Source organism: Novosphingobium cyanobacteriorum (genome assembly GCF_029436685.1).
In the GTDB taxonomy this organism is placed as follows: domain Bacteria; phylum Pseudomonadota; class Alphaproteobacteria; order Sphingomonadales; family Sphingomonadaceae; genus Novosphingobium; species Novosphingobium cyanobacteriorum.
Genome location: NZ_JAROCY010000005.1, coordinates 15,174 through 29,796, shown reverse-complemented (window position 1 = coordinate 29,796; position 14,623 = coordinate 15,174). Strand labels below are relative to the sequence as shown.

General features: G+C 65.7%; 13 protein-coding genes and 1 tRNA gene. 4 read left to right on the top strand and 10 right to left on the bottom strand.

From position 1 onward, the window contains the following. Positions 1-246 precede the first annotated feature (246 nt). Together POM99_RS06380 and POM99_RS06375 are read left to right on the top strand one after the other, a co-directional pair. Positions 247-1,551: a M20/M25/M40 family metallo-hydrolase gene (locus POM99_RS06380; protein ID WP_277276023.1), complete on the top strand. Its 1,305-nt coding sequence runs from the start codon at positions 247-249 to the stop codon at positions 1,549-1,551. Beyond that, positions 1,548-1,739, top strand: a complete 192-nt coding sequence (locus tag POM99_RS06375; protein WP_277276022.1) for a DUF1289 domain-containing protein — start codon at positions 1,548-1,550, stop codon at positions 1,737-1,739. The genes POM99_RS06380 and POM99_RS06375 overlap by 4 nt, the downstream gene beginning before the upstream one ends. Here POM99_RS06375 and POM99_RS06370 read toward each other — a convergent pair. After that, a complete protein-coding gene (locus POM99_RS06370) occupies positions 1,712-3,106 on the bottom strand; it encodes an alginate export family protein (RefSeq protein WP_277276021.1) in 1,395 nt (464 codons plus the stop codon). The two genes, POM99_RS06375 and POM99_RS06370, sit on opposite strands and share 28 nt — an antisense overlap. A gap of 329 nt (positions 3,107-3,435) precedes the next feature. Here POM99_RS06370 and POM99_RS06365 point away from each other — a divergent pair, with 329 nt between their 5' ends. Then, complete coding sequence (locus tag POM99_RS06365; RefSeq protein ID WP_277276396.1) at positions 3,436-4,008, top strand: TMEM165/GDT1 family protein; 573 nt, start codon at positions 3,436-3,438, stop codon at positions 4,006-4,008. 135 nt (positions 4,009-4,143) lie between these two features. On the opposite strand, the gene POM99_RS06360 is transcribed toward POM99_RS06365, so the two are convergent. Beyond that, entirely contained in the window at positions 4,144-4,641 is a 498-nt protein-coding gene (locus POM99_RS06360) for an MmcB family DNA repair protein (RefSeq protein WP_277276020.1), read from the bottom strand. A gap of 40 nt (positions 4,642-4,681) precedes the next feature. Continuing rightward, positions 4,682-5,110 carry a hypothetical protein gene (locus tag POM99_RS06355; RefSeq protein WP_277276019.1) on the bottom strand — a complete coding sequence of 143 codons (429 nt, stop codon included), beginning with the start codon at positions 5,108-5,110 and terminating at the stop codon, positions 4,682-4,684. Between the two features lie 173 nt (positions 5,111-5,283). On the opposite strand from POM99_RS06355, the gene POM99_RS06350 reads away from it, so the two are divergent. Beyond that, positions 5,284-5,360, top strand: a tRNA-Arg gene (locus POM99_RS06350). A gap of 224 nt (positions 5,361-5,584) precedes the next feature. Here POM99_RS06350 and POM99_RS06345 read toward each other — a convergent pair. The 7 genes from POM99_RS06345 to POM99_RS06315 all read right to left on the bottom strand — a co-directional run bounded on the left by POM99_RS06345 (position 5,585) and on the right by POM99_RS06315 (position 14,623). Then, positions 5,585-6,190 carry a TetR/AcrR family transcriptional regulator C-terminal domain-containing protein gene (locus POM99_RS06345; RefSeq protein WP_277276018.1) on the bottom strand — a complete coding sequence of 202 codons (606 nt, stop codon included), beginning with the start codon at positions 6,188-6,190 and terminating at the stop codon, positions 5,585-5,587. Between the two features lie 146 nt (positions 6,191-6,336). Continuing rightward, positions 6,337-6,933, bottom strand: coding sequence for an FMN-dependent NADH-azoreductase (locus POM99_RS06340; RefSeq protein ID WP_277276017.1), 597 nt, complete (start codon positions 6,931-6,933; stop codon positions 6,337-6,339). Between the two features lie 8 nt (positions 6,934-6,941). Further along, entirely contained in the window at positions 6,942-8,144 is a 1,203-nt protein-coding gene (locus POM99_RS06335) for an aspartate aminotransferase family protein (protein ID WP_277276016.1), read from the bottom strand. A 66-nt stretch (positions 8,145-8,210) separates the two neighbouring features. Then, positions 8,211-10,646: a TonB-dependent receptor gene (locus tag POM99_RS06330; protein ID WP_277276015.1), complete on the bottom strand. Its 2,436-nt coding sequence runs from the start codon at positions 10,644-10,646 to the stop codon at positions 8,211-8,213. Positions 10,647-10,910: 264 nt separating this feature from the next. Next, positions 10,911-11,810 (bottom strand): phosphotransferase, encoded by a 900-nt coding sequence (locus tag POM99_RS06325; protein ID WP_277276014.1) that lies wholly within the window; start codon positions 11,808-11,810, stop codon positions 10,911-10,913. 76 nt (positions 11,811-11,886) lie between these two features. Continuing rightward, positions 11,887-13,125: an acyl-CoA dehydrogenase family protein gene (locus POM99_RS06320; RefSeq protein ID WP_277276013.1), complete on the bottom strand. Its 1,239-nt coding sequence runs from the start codon at positions 13,123-13,125 to the stop codon at positions 11,887-11,889. Positions 13,126-13,168: 43 nt separating this feature from the next. Next, entirely contained in the window at positions 13,169-14,623 is a 1,455-nt protein-coding gene (locus POM99_RS06315) for an amidase family protein (RefSeq protein WP_277276012.1), read from the bottom strand.

The following is a 14,623-nucleotide window of genomic DNA, read 5'->3' as shown; positions in this document are numbered from 1 at the left end:
GGAGGGCGCGCGCGGCAGGGTCGAAACTGCGACCCGTGCGTGAAGGGGAAGCCGGTGGTGCAAGCCCGTTCGGCCGGGGCGGATCGCAGGTGCTGTCTCGCACCGGATCTCACGCTGGCTCAGGCCTACGACGGAACTGTCGCCGGTCTTGCTGCGGCGCACATAGGCGGCATTGCGCGCAAACGCAAGGAAATTGCGTGAACAAGGGGAGTATGCCTGCACGCGCCGCCGGGCTAGACAGGCCCTATGCGCGCCTCAGCCCCCCTTCTGTCGCTTTCAGCCCTGCTTCTGTCCTTCTCAACCGCTCTTGCTGCACCGCAGCATGATGCGGCGGAAAAGCAAATGATTTCAACGGTTGAGGTGGAAAAGGACCGTACGCTGGCGCTGCTGCAGCGGATGGTCGACCAGAACAGCGGCAGCCGCAACATCGCCGGCAACAAGGCCATGGCCGCCATGCTCACGCCTGAATTCGAGGCGCTGGGCTTTACGGTGCAGTGGCTGCCGATGGAGCACACCGGCCGCGCCGGGCACCTTGTCGCGACCCACGCAGGGCGCGGTCCGCGCCTGCTGCTGATCGGGCATATCGACACCGTGTTCGAGCCCGACAGCCCGTTCCAGCGCTTTGAAAGGAAAGGTGATTTCGCCACCGGGCCGGGCGTTTCGGATGACAAGGGCGGCATCGCGGTGATGCTCGCCGCGCTGCGCGCGATGCAGGCGGCGGGCACGCTGAAGGATGCGCAGATCGTGGCCTTCCTCACCGGAGACGAGGAGGACAGCGGCGCGCCGCTGAGCGAAGCGCGCAAGGACTTGATCGCGCAGGGAAAACTGGCCGACTACGCGCTCGATTTCGAAGGGCTGGTAACGCAGGACGGGCAGGACATTGGCTCCATCGCCCGCCGGTCGGTGCAGGATTGGACGATCACCGTCAGCGCAAGAAGCGCGCATTCCAGCGGCGTGTTCGGATCGAGCGGGGATGGCGCGATCTATGCCCTGTCCCGCATCATCGCCGCCATGCGCGCCGAGATTCCCGAACCGAACCTGACGCTGAACGTCGGCCTGATCGCGGGCGGCGCGCAGGCCGATCTGGCGGCGGATGAGGCCCACGCCAGCGCCGCGGGCAAGACCAACATCATCCCCGCGCAGGCCCTGGCGCGCGGAGACCTGCGCACGCTTTCGCCCGAACAGAACGCCGCCGCGGTGGCCAAGATGCAGGCGATCGTCGCGCGCGATTATCCGGGGGCGAAGGCCACGCTGCAGATCGGCGAAGGCTATCCGCCGATGGCGCCGACCGAAGGCAACAAGGCGCTGCTGGCCAAGCTGAACATGGTCAACACCGCGCTCGGCCTGCCGCAGATGGGCGCACTCGATCCGGCCAAGCGCGGGGCGGGGGACATCAGCTTCGTGGCGGCGGACGTGGATTCGCTGGCCGGCATGGGCCCGGTTTCCAGCGGCGATCACACCCCGGCCGAAACGGTCGACATCCCCAGCATCTGGCGGCAGGCCAAGCGCGCCGCGCTGTTGATGAGCAGGCTGGCGGCCGAACGAAAATGACAGCGCCCGTGGCCGAAGACGTGCCGAGCCCCTGCATCGGGGTCTGCGTGGTGCAGGCCGATACCTGCACCGGCTGCCATCGCACGCTGGCCGAGATCGCCGCGTGGTTCACCGCCGCCGTGGCGGAAAAGCGCGCGATCCTGAAAGCCGTGGCCGCGCGTCAGAGCATCAGCGACAGGTCGATGTAGCCATAGGTGGTGTCACCCGTTGCGGGCGCATTGGGCGCGGACTTCAGCACGCCGCCCTTGATCAGCACCACGCCGCCCGCCTCGGCCTGCAGCAGCCCCGGCACCAGCCAATGCCGCAGCCGCGCATCCAGCTGGTGCCCGGCAAAGCGGCCAGAAGCGCCCGTGGCATCCTTCACCCCGGTGGTGGCGAAGGCATCGCGCCGGTCTTCCAGCCACAGCGCGCGATATGTCGCCTGCAGGTCGGTGTGCTTCGAAAATGTCAGGTCCACCCGCGCCCCGGGCGAAACGATGTTGCTGCGCTGAAGTGCGCCATAGAACGCCGTGGGGCCGAAGTCGGCGCGGCGTGAACCATAAAGCGTATCGAACCGGCCATACCGGCCCGGCTTGCCGCCATCGCCGCTGGCTGCGTCAAACAGCACGGCGAAACGCGGGTGCCACGCACCTGTCATGCTGTAACCCGCCTCGGCATGGGTCCACCACGCGCTGACGGTCACGTCGGCGAGGTCTGTCGCACTGGTCGATCGCCGCGTCTTGCCGAACTGCCAGGCAACTTCGACATCATGGTCCCACGTGCCCGCCGCCGGCTTGGCAAACAGCCGTCCGCCTAAGGTGCCGATCCGGCGATTGCGCGTCAGGCGCCCCGGCGCGTCGCGCTCTGCCAGGCCGAAGGCATAGGCCTCAAGCGTGCCGCCCAGCACATGCGGCAGCGTCAGGTCCGCGCCATAGAACTGCAGCGTGCCCGATTCCCGGTCCAGCACCACGCGGTTGTCATGGATGCCCGGCGCATCGTCAGGCAGGCGCGCCTGCGGCATGACCCAGAACGCCTGCGCGTGGATTCCGCCAGCAGCCGTCCATTCCAGGTTCGCCCCGGTGAAGGCATTGGTGGTGTTGCGAAAGCGGTTGCGTGCCACCAGGCGGCGCGAGCCGATGTCCATGGTCTGGCGGCCCAACGTCAGCAGGCCCCTGCCACCCTTGGCACCCTTGCCCCAGTCGCCCAGCTCCACCTTTACATAAGCCTGCACCGGTTCCAGCGCGTTGACCTCGGCCGTACCTGCGGTGGAATTGGCCGCCTCGCCAAACATGCGCGCGTCCCACACCTCGCCGCCGATCCGCACCGGCCCGGTGTCGTATTCCACGGCCAGCGTGCTGCGGATGGAAACCGCGCTGTCACTGCGCGGGCCGGTGGGGCGGAACTGGCCGTCGATCGCTTCGCCGCGCACGCGGATGCTGGCGGTGATCGTCCAGTCTGGCCCTGTGCCCAGCGCGCGGGCCAGCGGGCCGGCCTCGGCATGGGCGGGGGAGGCAAGAAGACCGGACGCAAGGGCGCAAGGCGCCGCCAGCGCGGTCAGGAAAGCTCTGTTGGTCACAGTGGCGCTCCGGACAGGATCTGGTGCGGTCTCTCCATTGTCTATCGATGGAGTCGACTTTTCGCGCGGCGGCCTTGGCAGGATTCTCCGGGGATTGCCAGCACCGTATTGCCCCGCTAGGGCCGCTGTACGTCACCCGGGGAGTAGCCGCCTGTGCTCAGTGCAGGTCCGGTGCGTCAACATGCTTGGCCGAGAGGCCATGGCGCAGGCGAGGGGCCTTGGCCCCTTGGGCGAGACCGATGGCAGCGCACTTTTCGTCCCGGCCGGGCGGAAGGGTCCGCTGTCGTTTGTCTCGATGGTTCGCCCGGCCCCGAAAGCGTTTTTCCATGATCGAAGCCATCACCACCTCGACCGCGATCGTCGCGCTCGCCGAAATCGGCGACAAGACGCAGCTGCTGGCGATCGTGCTCGCCACCCGTTTCCGCAAGCCATTGCCCATCGTGCTCGGCATTCTCTTCGCGACGCTGGCCAACCACTTCCTCGCCGCGCTGCTCGGCGCCACGGCGGCGCAGTTCCTCGATGGCACCTGGTTCCGCTATGCCGTGGCCGCCGGTTTCCTCGCCATGGGCCTGTGGACCCTGGTGCCCGACAAGCTGGACGACGACGGGGACGACAAGCCGGCGCGGTTTGGCGCTTTCCTCACCACGCTGGTAGCGTTCTTCATCGTCGAGATGGGCGACAAGACGCAGGTCGCCACGATCGCGCTGGGCGCCCGGTTCCACGATGCGCTGGCCGTCACCATCGGCACCACGCTGGGCATGATGCTGGCCAACGTGCCGGCGGTGTTCCTGGGCGAGGAACTGGTCAAGCGCGTGCCGCTGAAGGTGGTGCGCTGGGTGGCCGCAGGCCTGTTCCTGGCGATCGGTGCGTGGCTGCTGCTGCAGACCGCGGGGATCGTCTAGAGTTTGTTCCACTGACGTGAAAGGCGGCACCGGCCCACTCCCCCGCCCGGCCACCCAACGGAATTGTACACTGTGGGTGGCCGGGCGGAGGAGTGGGCCGGTGCCGCGCCTGTTTCAGTGCATCTGAAACAGAACCTAAAACCCCTCTCCCCACGCCGCGCAGTGCGGATCCGCGCCGACGAGGTGGCGGCGCAGCGCGGCGCGGGCCAGCCGCTCAACCTCCGCCTTGCGCCGCGCCGCCGCCATCGGCAGCGCCGGGGCAGGGCGCAGGATTTCCGCGTCATAGCCATCGGCCACGATCACCCCGCAGGCATGGGGCAGGAAAGCCTCGCTTTCCAGGCAGGCACGGTCGAGATGCGGGGCAAGGCCCCAGTAGAAGCGGTCGCAGTGGTCAAGGTAATCGGTCCACTTGCCATCGCCCAGCAGGTCTGCGCGCGAAACCTTGATTTCGACGATCACCACCCGCCCCTTGGCGTCTATGCCCATCAGGTCCGCCCGGCGGCCATTGCGCAGCGGCATTTCCGGCAGGCACCAGATATCGTTGCGGGCAAACAGTCGGCAGATTCCGCGCGCCACGGCCCGGGCCTCGCGCTCGGTTGCGGGTTCAAGCTGCGAAAGGGGCGATTCGGGCATCGCCGCAGTTTAGGAACAAAGTGCGAACGGGTAAAGCCGTTCAGGCGCGGCGACGCACGCCCAGCGGCGGCACCAGCGCCAGCAGCGCGGCGCGGGCCGATTCGAACTCGCGCCACAGCGCCTGCGCGGCGGGCGTGGGCGAAATGCCCCGCGCGCTCACAGCCAGCAGCGCGGCAAGGCCCGGTTCCATGATCGCGGCCAGATCATCCACGCCCTGTTCGGCGCGTTCGTGCCGCCAGCCGCCGATATCGCGCATGATCGCGGGGAAGTTGCGCACTTCGGGCCTGCGCGCTTCGGGCGGCAGCCCCGCCAGCTGGCACACCACGGCGGCGGCATCGTGAAGCGCGGACCACTTCATCGACATCGCGCTTACCGCTGCACTGCCGAATCCGGCCCGGCCCGCACCGGGAAACTGCCCGGCCGGGGTACTCGCTCCAAACGGCGTTCCGCCGCTGGGGGGAGGAGACATGCTCACCATGAGTCGGAGTTTTACGCGATTCGTCGCTACCAAATCACTAACCGTCACGGGATTGATATTGCGCCGGGACGAACCGTGCTGGCTGCCCCTGCGCCATTCGATGCCAATCGCCGTGGAAAATCGCTGGCAAGCCGGCGCATGCGCTGCTAGGTGGCGCTTCCCAAGCACCCGTAGCTCAGCTGGATAGAGCGTTGCCCTCCGAAGGCAAAGGCCACAGGTTCGAATCCTGTCGGGTGCGCCATTTTCGTTCCGCTCGAGGCATTGATCCTTCCGGTGACCGGGAGGCCGGAACCCCGCGCCGCCAAGCAATGCTCTGCCCGGTGTTGCGGATCATCCGTCTGATCAATTCCAGGCAATGGACCACGGGCGTGATCTGGTTTTGGCGAGGCCTGGCCTTCGGGCTGCGCGGCGCAAGACGGGCAGATTGGTCACCGCTGCGTCCTTCGACCAGCCCGGCTTGATCCCTCAGAAGCCGCCGATGGTCTCGATCTTCTGGGCCATGGTGCGTGCCAGTGCCAGGCGCAGCCCATTGATCAGGGCGTCGAGCGCAAAGCGAAACGCCTGATCGTGATCATAATTCTCGATGGGGCGATCGGCACGCTGGCGCTCGCTGTCCTCGTGCAATTGCCAGCCAACCATGAAGCGGGTGATCAGCTTCGATCCATAGATCGCGTGCTCTTCCGAAAAGCCGGCCTCGCGCAGCGGCTTTGACAGCAGATCGCGCGGTTCGGTAGGCAGTGACGCCGCCACGAGCCTTGCCCCGTCGCGATAGTCCAGCACCACTTCGTAGCTGCGTGTCGCCACAGCGCGCAGCCATTCGTCCCACGGCTCTCCTGGATGGGGCGAACGCAGCACCGGCAGCAGAATGGCTGCGGCCATATGGTCCAGCAGCACGGCCTTGCTTGGAAAATGGCGATACAGCGCCGGACCTTCGACGCCGAGATGATCGCCCAGTCGCCGTGTCGTCAGCTTGTCGAGCCCGATTTCATTGAGCAGTGCCAGCCCTGCTTCGACGATCGTCTCTCGCGACAGGGTTGCCTTCCGATCCGGCTCTTTGCTCTTGCGATCCATCAATGCCTCATGTTGCACGGACCACAGCCGATACCGCCAGGGACCGGCACGCGCGTTAGCACCAGAAACATCGCAAGTAACCCGGGTCTCTGCCCATATCCGCAAGGCAGATCGGGGAGGGCGGTTCTCCACCCTCCCCATCCACGTCAGAGCGCGGCGATCTCTGCCTTGGCGGCGGCAAGCGAAGCCGCGCGCATTTCGGGTCCGAAGCCGATCTTGTCGGCCCGCACGATCGTGAGATCCGTGACGCCGAGGAAGCCGAAGAACACGCGCAGCAGGCTTTCCTGATGTTCGGCCGCATCGCCCGCTTCATACATGCCGCCCTGCGAGGACGCGATGATCACGCGGGTGTTGCCGGCCAGGCCCTTTGGCCCGGTTTCGGAATAGGTGAACGAGATGCCGGGCACGCCAAGCCGGTCGATCCAGGCCTTCAATTGTGAAGGCACCGAAAAGTTGTACATCGGCGCGCCGATCACGGCCACGTCTGCGCCCATGAACTGATGGAGATAGGCAAGCTGGGCCGGGGCCGCCGCCTTCATGGCATCGCTCTGCGCTTCGGGCGGCAGGCGCAGCGCGCCAGTGGTCACCACATCAAGGTGGGGCACCGGATTGGCTTCAAGATCAAGGCGTTCCACTTGCGCACCAGGGGTCTTGGCCTGGAGATGGGCAACGATGGCTGCCGTCAGCTCACGCGTGACGGAGTCCGCTCCGGTGGTTGAACTGTCGATATGCAGGATCTTCATAGTGTTCCTCACAGGTTGGAATTCTCAACATCGCCAACAGCCTTGGCGAAGGCCGCGACAAGGCGGTCAGCCTCGGCCATGGCGATCACCAGTGGCGGCCGGATCTTCAGCGCCGCGTTGCCCCGCCCGGCCGCACCAATCAGCACGCCATCGCGGCGCAAGGCATTGACGATTGCGGCGGCGATCTCGCCAGAGGCGGTCTGCACGCCAATAAACAGACCGGCCCCGCGCAGGCCGGTCAGCAGCGGCGATGCCGCGATCACCGGCGCAAGGCCCGCCATCAGGTGCCGCCCGATGCGCGCCGCGTTGTCGATCAGACCTTCATCTTCGATCACGTCGAGCGTGGCCAGAGCCGCCGCGCAGGATACCGAGCTGCCACCGAAGGTATTGAAATAGCGCTGATGCCTGGCAAACTCCGAGGCAAGCTCATCGCGCAGCAGCAGTGCGGCAACCGGCTGGCCATTCCCCATCGGCTTGCCGGTGGTCACCATGTCGGGCACCACGCCGTGGCGGGCAAAGCCCCACATGCCGGTGCCGGTACGGCCAAAGCCGGGTTGCACTTCATCGGCTATGAACAGCCCGCCTGCGGCACGGATGGCGTCCACGCCGCCCGCCAGAAAGCCCGTCGGATCGGCAATTGCGCCGTCGCTGCCGAAGATCGTATCGACCAGCAGCGCCGCCGGAAGCACGCCATCGGCCTCCATTCGGGCAATCGCATCTTCGACCAGCGCTGCGAACTGTTCAGGCCCTGCCGGTTCGAGCGGCATCGCGATCGCATAGACATCCGGGCCGAGCGGCAACCCGGTTACCGGCGACATGCCCTGCAGCAGATCCGACGTTCCATGATAGGCGCAATCGGTGACGATCACGCCGCGCCTGCCCGTCACCATGCGGCTGATGCGGATGGCCAGGTCGTTGGCCTCGCTGCCGGAGTTGGTCAGCACCACCTTGCCGATGGTCTCGGGCAAGGTTGCCAGAAGCCGCTCGGCCAGCAGGACGGGATGTTCGGTCAGGTAGCGGGTGTGGGTATTGATCACGCCGCCCTGCGCCGCCATCGCCGCCCCGATGCGCGGGTGGCAGTGCCCGGCCACAGGCACGTTGTTGTAGGCATCGAGATAGCGCCGCCCGTCGGCATCCTCGATCCAGCACCCTTGCGCGCGCACCGCGTGAACCGGCTGTTCGTAGAACAGCCGGTAGCTGGGCGATAGCACGCGATTGCGCCGGGCAAGCAGTTGGGATGTTTCAGGGTTCATCGACTTGCCCGGCATCGGTATCGATCAGAAGTTACGCGTCAAGGTCAGTGCCCACTGGCGCGGCGCACCGGGCGAAACCGAAGTCAGCCCGGATTGCTGCGCCTGATCGAACCGCGTGTTTTCGTAGTAGCGGTTGCCGAGGTTGGTCACTTCCAGCGCCAGCCCCCAGTCGCGGTTCTTCGATTTCCACGCGAGGCGCGTCGTCGCGAGGAAATAGCCCTCGATCCGGTTGGTCGGCCCGTTCAGCGCTTCGGTGAAGACGTGGCTCTGGTATGAGCCATCGGCCCGCAGCGTCAGCAACCCGGCATCGCCATCAAGGATGTCGTACTGGATGCCGGCCGCACCCTTCCACTTCGGCGTGAACGGCGTGACCATGTTCAGCGCGATGAAGGTGGCAGGATCGGTGCGCTTGTACTGGAAATCGAGGTAGCTGCCTGACAGGTCGATGGACAGGCGATCGGTCGGGTACGCCGACAGTTCCACTTCCACGCCCTTCACCTTGGCGGTGCCGGCATTGTTGGGCTGGAAGCAAGGCGCAATCGGGCAGGCCAGGACATTGAGGATGATGTCCTTGTAATCGTTGACGAAGCCCGCGACGTTGAAGCGCACGCGGCGATCGAAGAGATCGGTCTTGAAGCCGATTTCGTAGGACGTGATCGTTTCGGGCTTGAACGATTTCAGCTGTCCGACATCGAACGGCACGCCGTTGACCGGATCGATCTGGCCATTGGCCACCGGCAGGATCGTGCCCGGCGCGAAGAACGGACGCGGGTTGACGCCACCGGCGCGGTAACCGGTCGAAACCTGGCCATAGACCAGCACTTCGTCCGAGAAGCGATAGTCCAGCGCCACGCGCCAGTCGAAGCGCTTGCCCTCATAGCCATCGGTCAGCCCGTTGAGCCCGAGCAGCGCGCAGTTTGGCGCGTTGGCCGGATCGAATGGAGCGCGACCGGGCAGGCAGGGCGTGCTCGGGATCGTGCCATCGGGGTTGGAGCGGAAGTATTCCTGCGTCTTGCGGTCCCACGTATGGCGAATGCCGCCCGAAAGGCGCAGGCCATCGGTCAGCTTGAAATCGCCGTTGAGGAACAGCGCGGTGGATTTGCTGGTGCTGTCCTCAGGACCCTGGTTGAAGTTGAGCCCAACGTAAGTCAGCGCCAGACGGGCCGCAAAGGTTGCCGTGCCGCGGAAGTGGAACGCACCAGCCGTCAGGTTCAGCCTGCCATCCATCAACCGGGCATTCGCGCGCAGCTCCTGGCTGAACTGCCAGTTCTTCAGCTTCTGCAGCGCCAGCTGGTTCATGACCGGGCTGCCATCGGCGTCTTCGGCAAACGTCGCGGTGTAGTCACGATAGGCGGTGATCGAACGGACCTGGAGGTTGTCAGACACGTCCCACTTCACGTTGCCCGAGATGCCGTAGCTATCGAGGTGCGAGATGATCGGGATGCTGAACGGGGTATAGGGGTCCTGCCCGGTGGGTGCGCGCGTGTCGGTAAAGGTCGAATAGGTCCAGTAACGGTTGCGCCCGGCGGTATCGCAGGAGTTCGGGCCATAGGGCACGAAGCGACAGTCGAACGGTACGGGCGGCGTTGCCGGATTGCCGTCGTCGATGGTCAGGCGCGGGTTGTTGGCAAAGCGGAGCACATCGGCGCCCGCTTCGGAACGATCGCGCGTTAGATCGCCGATCAGGCTGACATCGAGGTTGCTCGCCGGAAGCCAGCGCAGATAGATGCGCCCTGCCGCCAGCGACTGCCCGCCCAGCGTGCCAAGCTGGCAGCCATCGCCAAGGTTGGGGGCGGCGGAAACGCCCGATCCGAGATGGGTGCAGGCATAGTCCATCCGCTTGACGAAGCCTTCGCGATTGCGCGAGACGGCGGAGACGCGGGCGAAAAGCTTGTCCGGCGCAATGGTGAAATCGGCCATGGCCCGGGCATCGAAGCGCTTGTAGGCGCCACCGGTGACCGAGATCATGCCCGAGTTGTCGCCGCTGGGGGCCTTCGAGAACATCTTGACCGCGCCGCCGATGGAATTGCGTCCCGCCAGCGTGCCCTGCGGGCCGCGCAGCACCTCGACGCGATCGAGATCGAGCAGTTCGACGAGCGAGCCGGTCAGGGTCGAATAATACACATCGTCGACATAGATGCCCACACCCGGCTCCAGCGCGGGAATGAAATCGGACTGGCCCACGCCGCGGATGAAGGCGAGCATGGTCGAACCGAAGGCCTGCCCTTGCGGGGCAAGGGTGACGCTGGGGGCCTGGCGGGCGATTTCATAGATGTTGGTCTGGTTGCGCGCCTGCAGCATGTCGCCGGTCGCCGCCGTGATGGCGATCGGCGTGTCCTGCAGGCGTTCGTTGCGCAAGGTTGCAGTGACGACGATCTCTGATGTCTTGCCGCCTTCGGGCGGGGTCGTCGCGCCGCTATCCTGCGCCAGCGCGTTTGCCGATGCAAAGGCCGCGATCATTCCAAGGGCCGATGCGCCAAGACGCAGGCCTGCGAAACTCGGACGTGTCAGTGAACGCTGTGCTGTCATGTCATTCCCCCCTCTTTTTCAAGAAGCCGTTCTCGTTCCTGCGGCAGTCGGCCCATCATTTTTGATTGTTACGGCCGATCTAGTGTTAGCAGTGGTATCATCCCCATTGTTTCGTGAAAAGAACAAATTTGATTGAGGTGCACCCTCCGCGATCCACCGGTCGATCGGCATCTCCCGGGATGGCGCAGCGTGAGGTCAGGCCGTCTGCGAAAGAAGCGATTGCGCGAAGGCCACGCGCCAGGCGAAGTACTTATCATCGAAGGCCGCAAAATGACCGGAATCCTCATTTTTCTCACGATAATGCGTGGTCATCACAACATTCTGGACCACCCTTGCGGCCACCAGCCGGGGCAGGATTGCCCGCTCCTCAGGGGTGAGTTCGACGGCCGATTGGTACCCATCGAGAAAGGCCTGTGTCATTGCCTGGGCCGTGGCGGGACTCGCCATCTGACCAATCATGCCGACAGCGACGTCACACACGCGCGCCGTGTGAAGGGCATCGCCGAAATCAATGATTCCGGCGATTCGCTGCGAATCATCGCTAGCAACGATAACATTTCTGGCATTGAGATCGTTGTGGACGAACTGCCGCGGCATCGTTTCGAGCATCGGCGCCGTATCCCGGGGGAAGCGATCCATGAACGGGAGGACGAAATCGGCGAAAGGCACCTGGCGCAAGGTATCGGCGATCGCGGCAAGGTCAGGCACGCGGCGCAGATCCCAGATCAGTCGCCGGTGCATGGCGGGGTGCGCGAAATCACGCAGGGCCAGGCCAAGCCTTCCAGCCAGTTCGCCACAGGCCCGTGCCTGCACTTCGCTGCGCGCAACGTCCATCAAGGGCGTTCCGGGCAGGAAAGTGTAGAGCACCGTCAGGCGCTCTTCCGCGTTACCGCCGGCAACCCGGACATAGTCTTCGCCCTTCGCCGACTTCGCCAGGCGCGGGACGGAAAGATCGGGCGCGCGGGCTTCAAGATGCCGCAGGACGGCACAGAGCATGTCCGCTTCCGGCCCGGGCGTTTCAGGGGCAAAGACCTTCAGCACGAACTCCCCGTGCACAGACCGGACGCAGAAATTTTCGTCGCGCTCGGTGGTCAACGGGGTGATCGTGCCGGACAGGTCGTAGTGTTCCGCCAGCAGCCGGGCTGCGCCCTCCAGCCCGACTTTCGCCATATCAGGCCGCCCGATCGAGCAGCGTGAGCCGGGCCAGCTGGATCGCGGTATTCTCGCGCTGCAGCACGGGGTGTGTGCGCAGCACCGCAATGTTGCGCAGGATGCGTCCGATCGGCATGCCCTGCTTGGCCGAAGCGGTGGTTCCGGCCGTGCGATAGATCAGATCGATCGCCGCCCACGAAAGCTCGACGCAGCGCTGGGCGATCATGGTCAGTTGCAGGCCCTTGGCGGTATCGAAGGGCGTGCCTTCATCCCGTGCCGCGCGGGCGAATGCCATGTAGTCCTCGCCCGATTTCACCATCGCCGCCTCGGCCGTCAGCACAAGCGACAGGGCTTCACCATAATACTGCTGGGCCACCGGATCGTGGCAGCGTTCGCGGAACGGCGGCGCCATCGACTTCTTGGTCAGCAGCAGTTCCTCGAAGTGATCGAGCGCGCCGCGTGCTGCGCCAACGGCCACAGCCGCAGTCTCACCAATCAGGAAGGGGCCGATCAGGCCGGAATACATCGGATTCTCGTGCAAGGGCACGTGTGCGTCGAGCGGCTCCGCCCCGCGCGCCATCCCGCCAACGGCAAGCGCGCGATGGTCGGCCACGAACAGGTCGGTCACCGTCACGCGCTTCGATCCGGTGCCGCGCATGCCCATCACGAACCAGTCGTCCTCGATCACGCAATCACCAATGTCGACAAGGAGCTGCACCAGCGTGCCGCCCTCGTCTCCATCAACGCGGGCAAGGCCCATGAAGTGCGTGCCGAGATCGCAGCCCGAGGCCGAGACCCAGCTGTGCGAGATGCGGTAGCCACCCTTTACCCGACTGGCAGTGCCGAGCGGCGTCAGTGCGCCGGGGCAGCGGGCTTCCCCATCCTTGCCATAGATTTCCACCTGCGTTTCAGCAGGATAGCGCGAAAGGAGCAAGGGATGGCCGCCCACCAACGAGGTGACCCAGCCGGTCTCGCTGCACCCCCGCGCGATTTCCATGATCACCCGGTAGAACGTGGCGATATCGAACTCATAACCGCCAAAGAGGCGGGGCTGGACCATGCGGAAGAAGCCACCTGCGATCAACGCATCGGCGACCGCCTGCGGCACGCGCCCGCCACTTTCGCATTCGGCCTGCGATGCGCGCAGCAGCGGGCGCAAGGCGATGGCGCGTTCGAGCATGCGCTGGGGCGTCAGGTCAGGTTCGGGCTGCGGAAGAGGTTGCATCCGCACGGCGATTTCGGCGGCGAGGCTGGCCATGGGTCGAGTCCTTAGGAGGGGGATTTCAGGCGATGGGCGCTGTTCAGGCGAGCGACGGCGGCGCGTGGAAACGGTAGTCCAGTTCCGCCTCGATCAGCGCGGCAAGGCGCACGGTGGTGCGGTCCTCCATGAACGGGCCGATCATTTGCAGGCCCAGCGGAAGCTCTCCTGCTTTTCGGGGCACTGGCACGACGGTTGCGGGCAGATCGGCCACCGTGGCCAGGCTCGGCCATGACAGTTGCGAGAGATAGACATGGCTCTCCCGATCGACTTGCCGACGCCGGTGCAATTGTGCGCCAATGCCTTCGCCCGAAAGGTCGTGTTCGAAGGCAGTGGTCGGGAAGACCGGGCAGACGATTGCATCCCAAGATCGAAAGAAGCTGGCCCAGGCCGCCTTCAGGACGCTGCGCGCATCGAGCAGGGTCTGCCACGACGGGCCGCTGCCGTTGGCGCATTGTTCGAGGATATCGGCATACCACAGCGCATCCTGGCCGAGCGTTGCGCGCTCCGCCTCGTCGACCCGGAAGGGCTGGCCGCCGAGGACGATGGAGAACAGGCTGCGGATGTACGTTTCGAGCGACAGCATCGGATCAAGATCCGGGCGTGCCGTGGTCGATACCGTGGCGCCGCTGGCAGACAGGGCCTGCGCGATTTCATCGATCGCAGCCCGGGTCTCGGCACTCGCGGCATAGGGGAGATCGCCGGTCCAGATCGCGATGCGGAAATCGGCCAGGCGTTCGTGGCGGCTAGGCGGGGCGTGTGGCCCCGCGCGGGTCAGCGCATCGAGTCCGAGTTCAAGGTCTGCCGCGTAGCGGGCTAGCGGGCCGGCGACCGAGAGATCGGGCTCCACCTTGACTTCGGGCATCGGAGGCACGTGGCCAAGCGTGGGGATCAGGCCATAGCTGCCCTTGTGGCTGAACAGGCCGCACATGTGCGCCGGAATGCGGATCGAACCACCGATGTCGCTGCCCAGTTCGAGCGGCGTGAGCCCCATCGCAAGAGCCGCTGCCGCCCCGCCCGAAGAACCGCCAACCGTGCGGGAGATGTCCCAAGGGTTGCGGGTGAGGCCGTAGATCGGGTTGTCCGTCTGGTGGTCCGCGCCGCCGATCGGCACGTTGGTCTTGCCAAATATCACCGCGCCTTCGGCCCTGAGCCGGGCAACAGGGCGGGAATCTTCCGACGAGACATTGTTGGCGAGGAACGGCAGGCCAACCGTGGTCGGCAGGCCCTGCGCGCCCCAGGTTTCCTTGACCGTCATCGGCAGGCCCGCGAGCAGGCCGGTTCCCTCGCCCGGGCCTTCCGCATCGAAGCGGCGGGCAGCCGCGCGAGCTCGTTCTGCATCAAGCACGACGACGGCATTTACCGACGGGTTCAGCCTTTCCACCCGGTCCAGATGCAGATCGAGCAGTTCCTCGGCGCCGATGGCGCGGCGGCGCAGCAGGGCGACGAGATCGGTCGCCCGCGCCATGCCAAGGTCGCTGTCCAGCACTTCGGCCAT

Excerpts from the sequence above, each read along its gene's own strand:
- POM99_RS06340 (WP_277276017.1), bottom strand. The coding sequence starts at position 6,933 with ATGAAGATCCTGCATATCGACAGTTCAACCACCGGAGCGGACTCCGTC.
- POM99_RS06355 (WP_277276019.1), bottom strand. The coding sequence starts at position 5,110 with ATGTCTCCTCCCCCCAGCGGCGGAACGCCGTTTGGAGCGAGTACCCCG.
- POM99_RS06360 (WP_277276020.1), bottom strand. The coding sequence starts at position 4,641 with ATGCCCGAATCGCCCCTTTCGCAGCTTGAACCCGCAACCGAGCGCGAG.
- POM99_RS06330 (WP_277276015.1), bottom strand. The coding sequence starts at position 10,646 with ATGATCGCGGCCTTTGCATCGGCAAACGCGCTGGCGCAGGATAGCGGC.
- POM99_RS06345 (WP_277276018.1), bottom strand. The coding sequence starts at position 6,190 with ATGGATCGCAAGAGCAAAGAGCCGGATCGGAAGGCAACCCTGTCGCGA.
- POM99_RS06320 (WP_277276013.1), bottom strand. The coding sequence starts at position 13,125 with ATGGCCAGCCTCGCCGCCGAAATCGCCGTGCGGATGCAACCTCTTCCG.
- POM99_RS06375 (WP_277276022.1), top strand. The coding sequence starts at position 1,548 with ATGACAGCGCCCGTGGCCGAAGACGTGCCGAGCCCCTGCATCGGGGTC.
- POM99_RS06380 (WP_277276023.1), top strand. The coding sequence starts at position 247 with ATGCGCGCCTCAGCCCCCCTTCTGTCGCTTTCAGCCCTGCTTCTGTCC.
- POM99_RS06315 (WP_277276012.1), bottom strand. The coding sequence starts at position 14,623 with ATGGCCGAAGTGCTGGACAGCGACCTTGGCATGGCGCGGGCGACCGAT.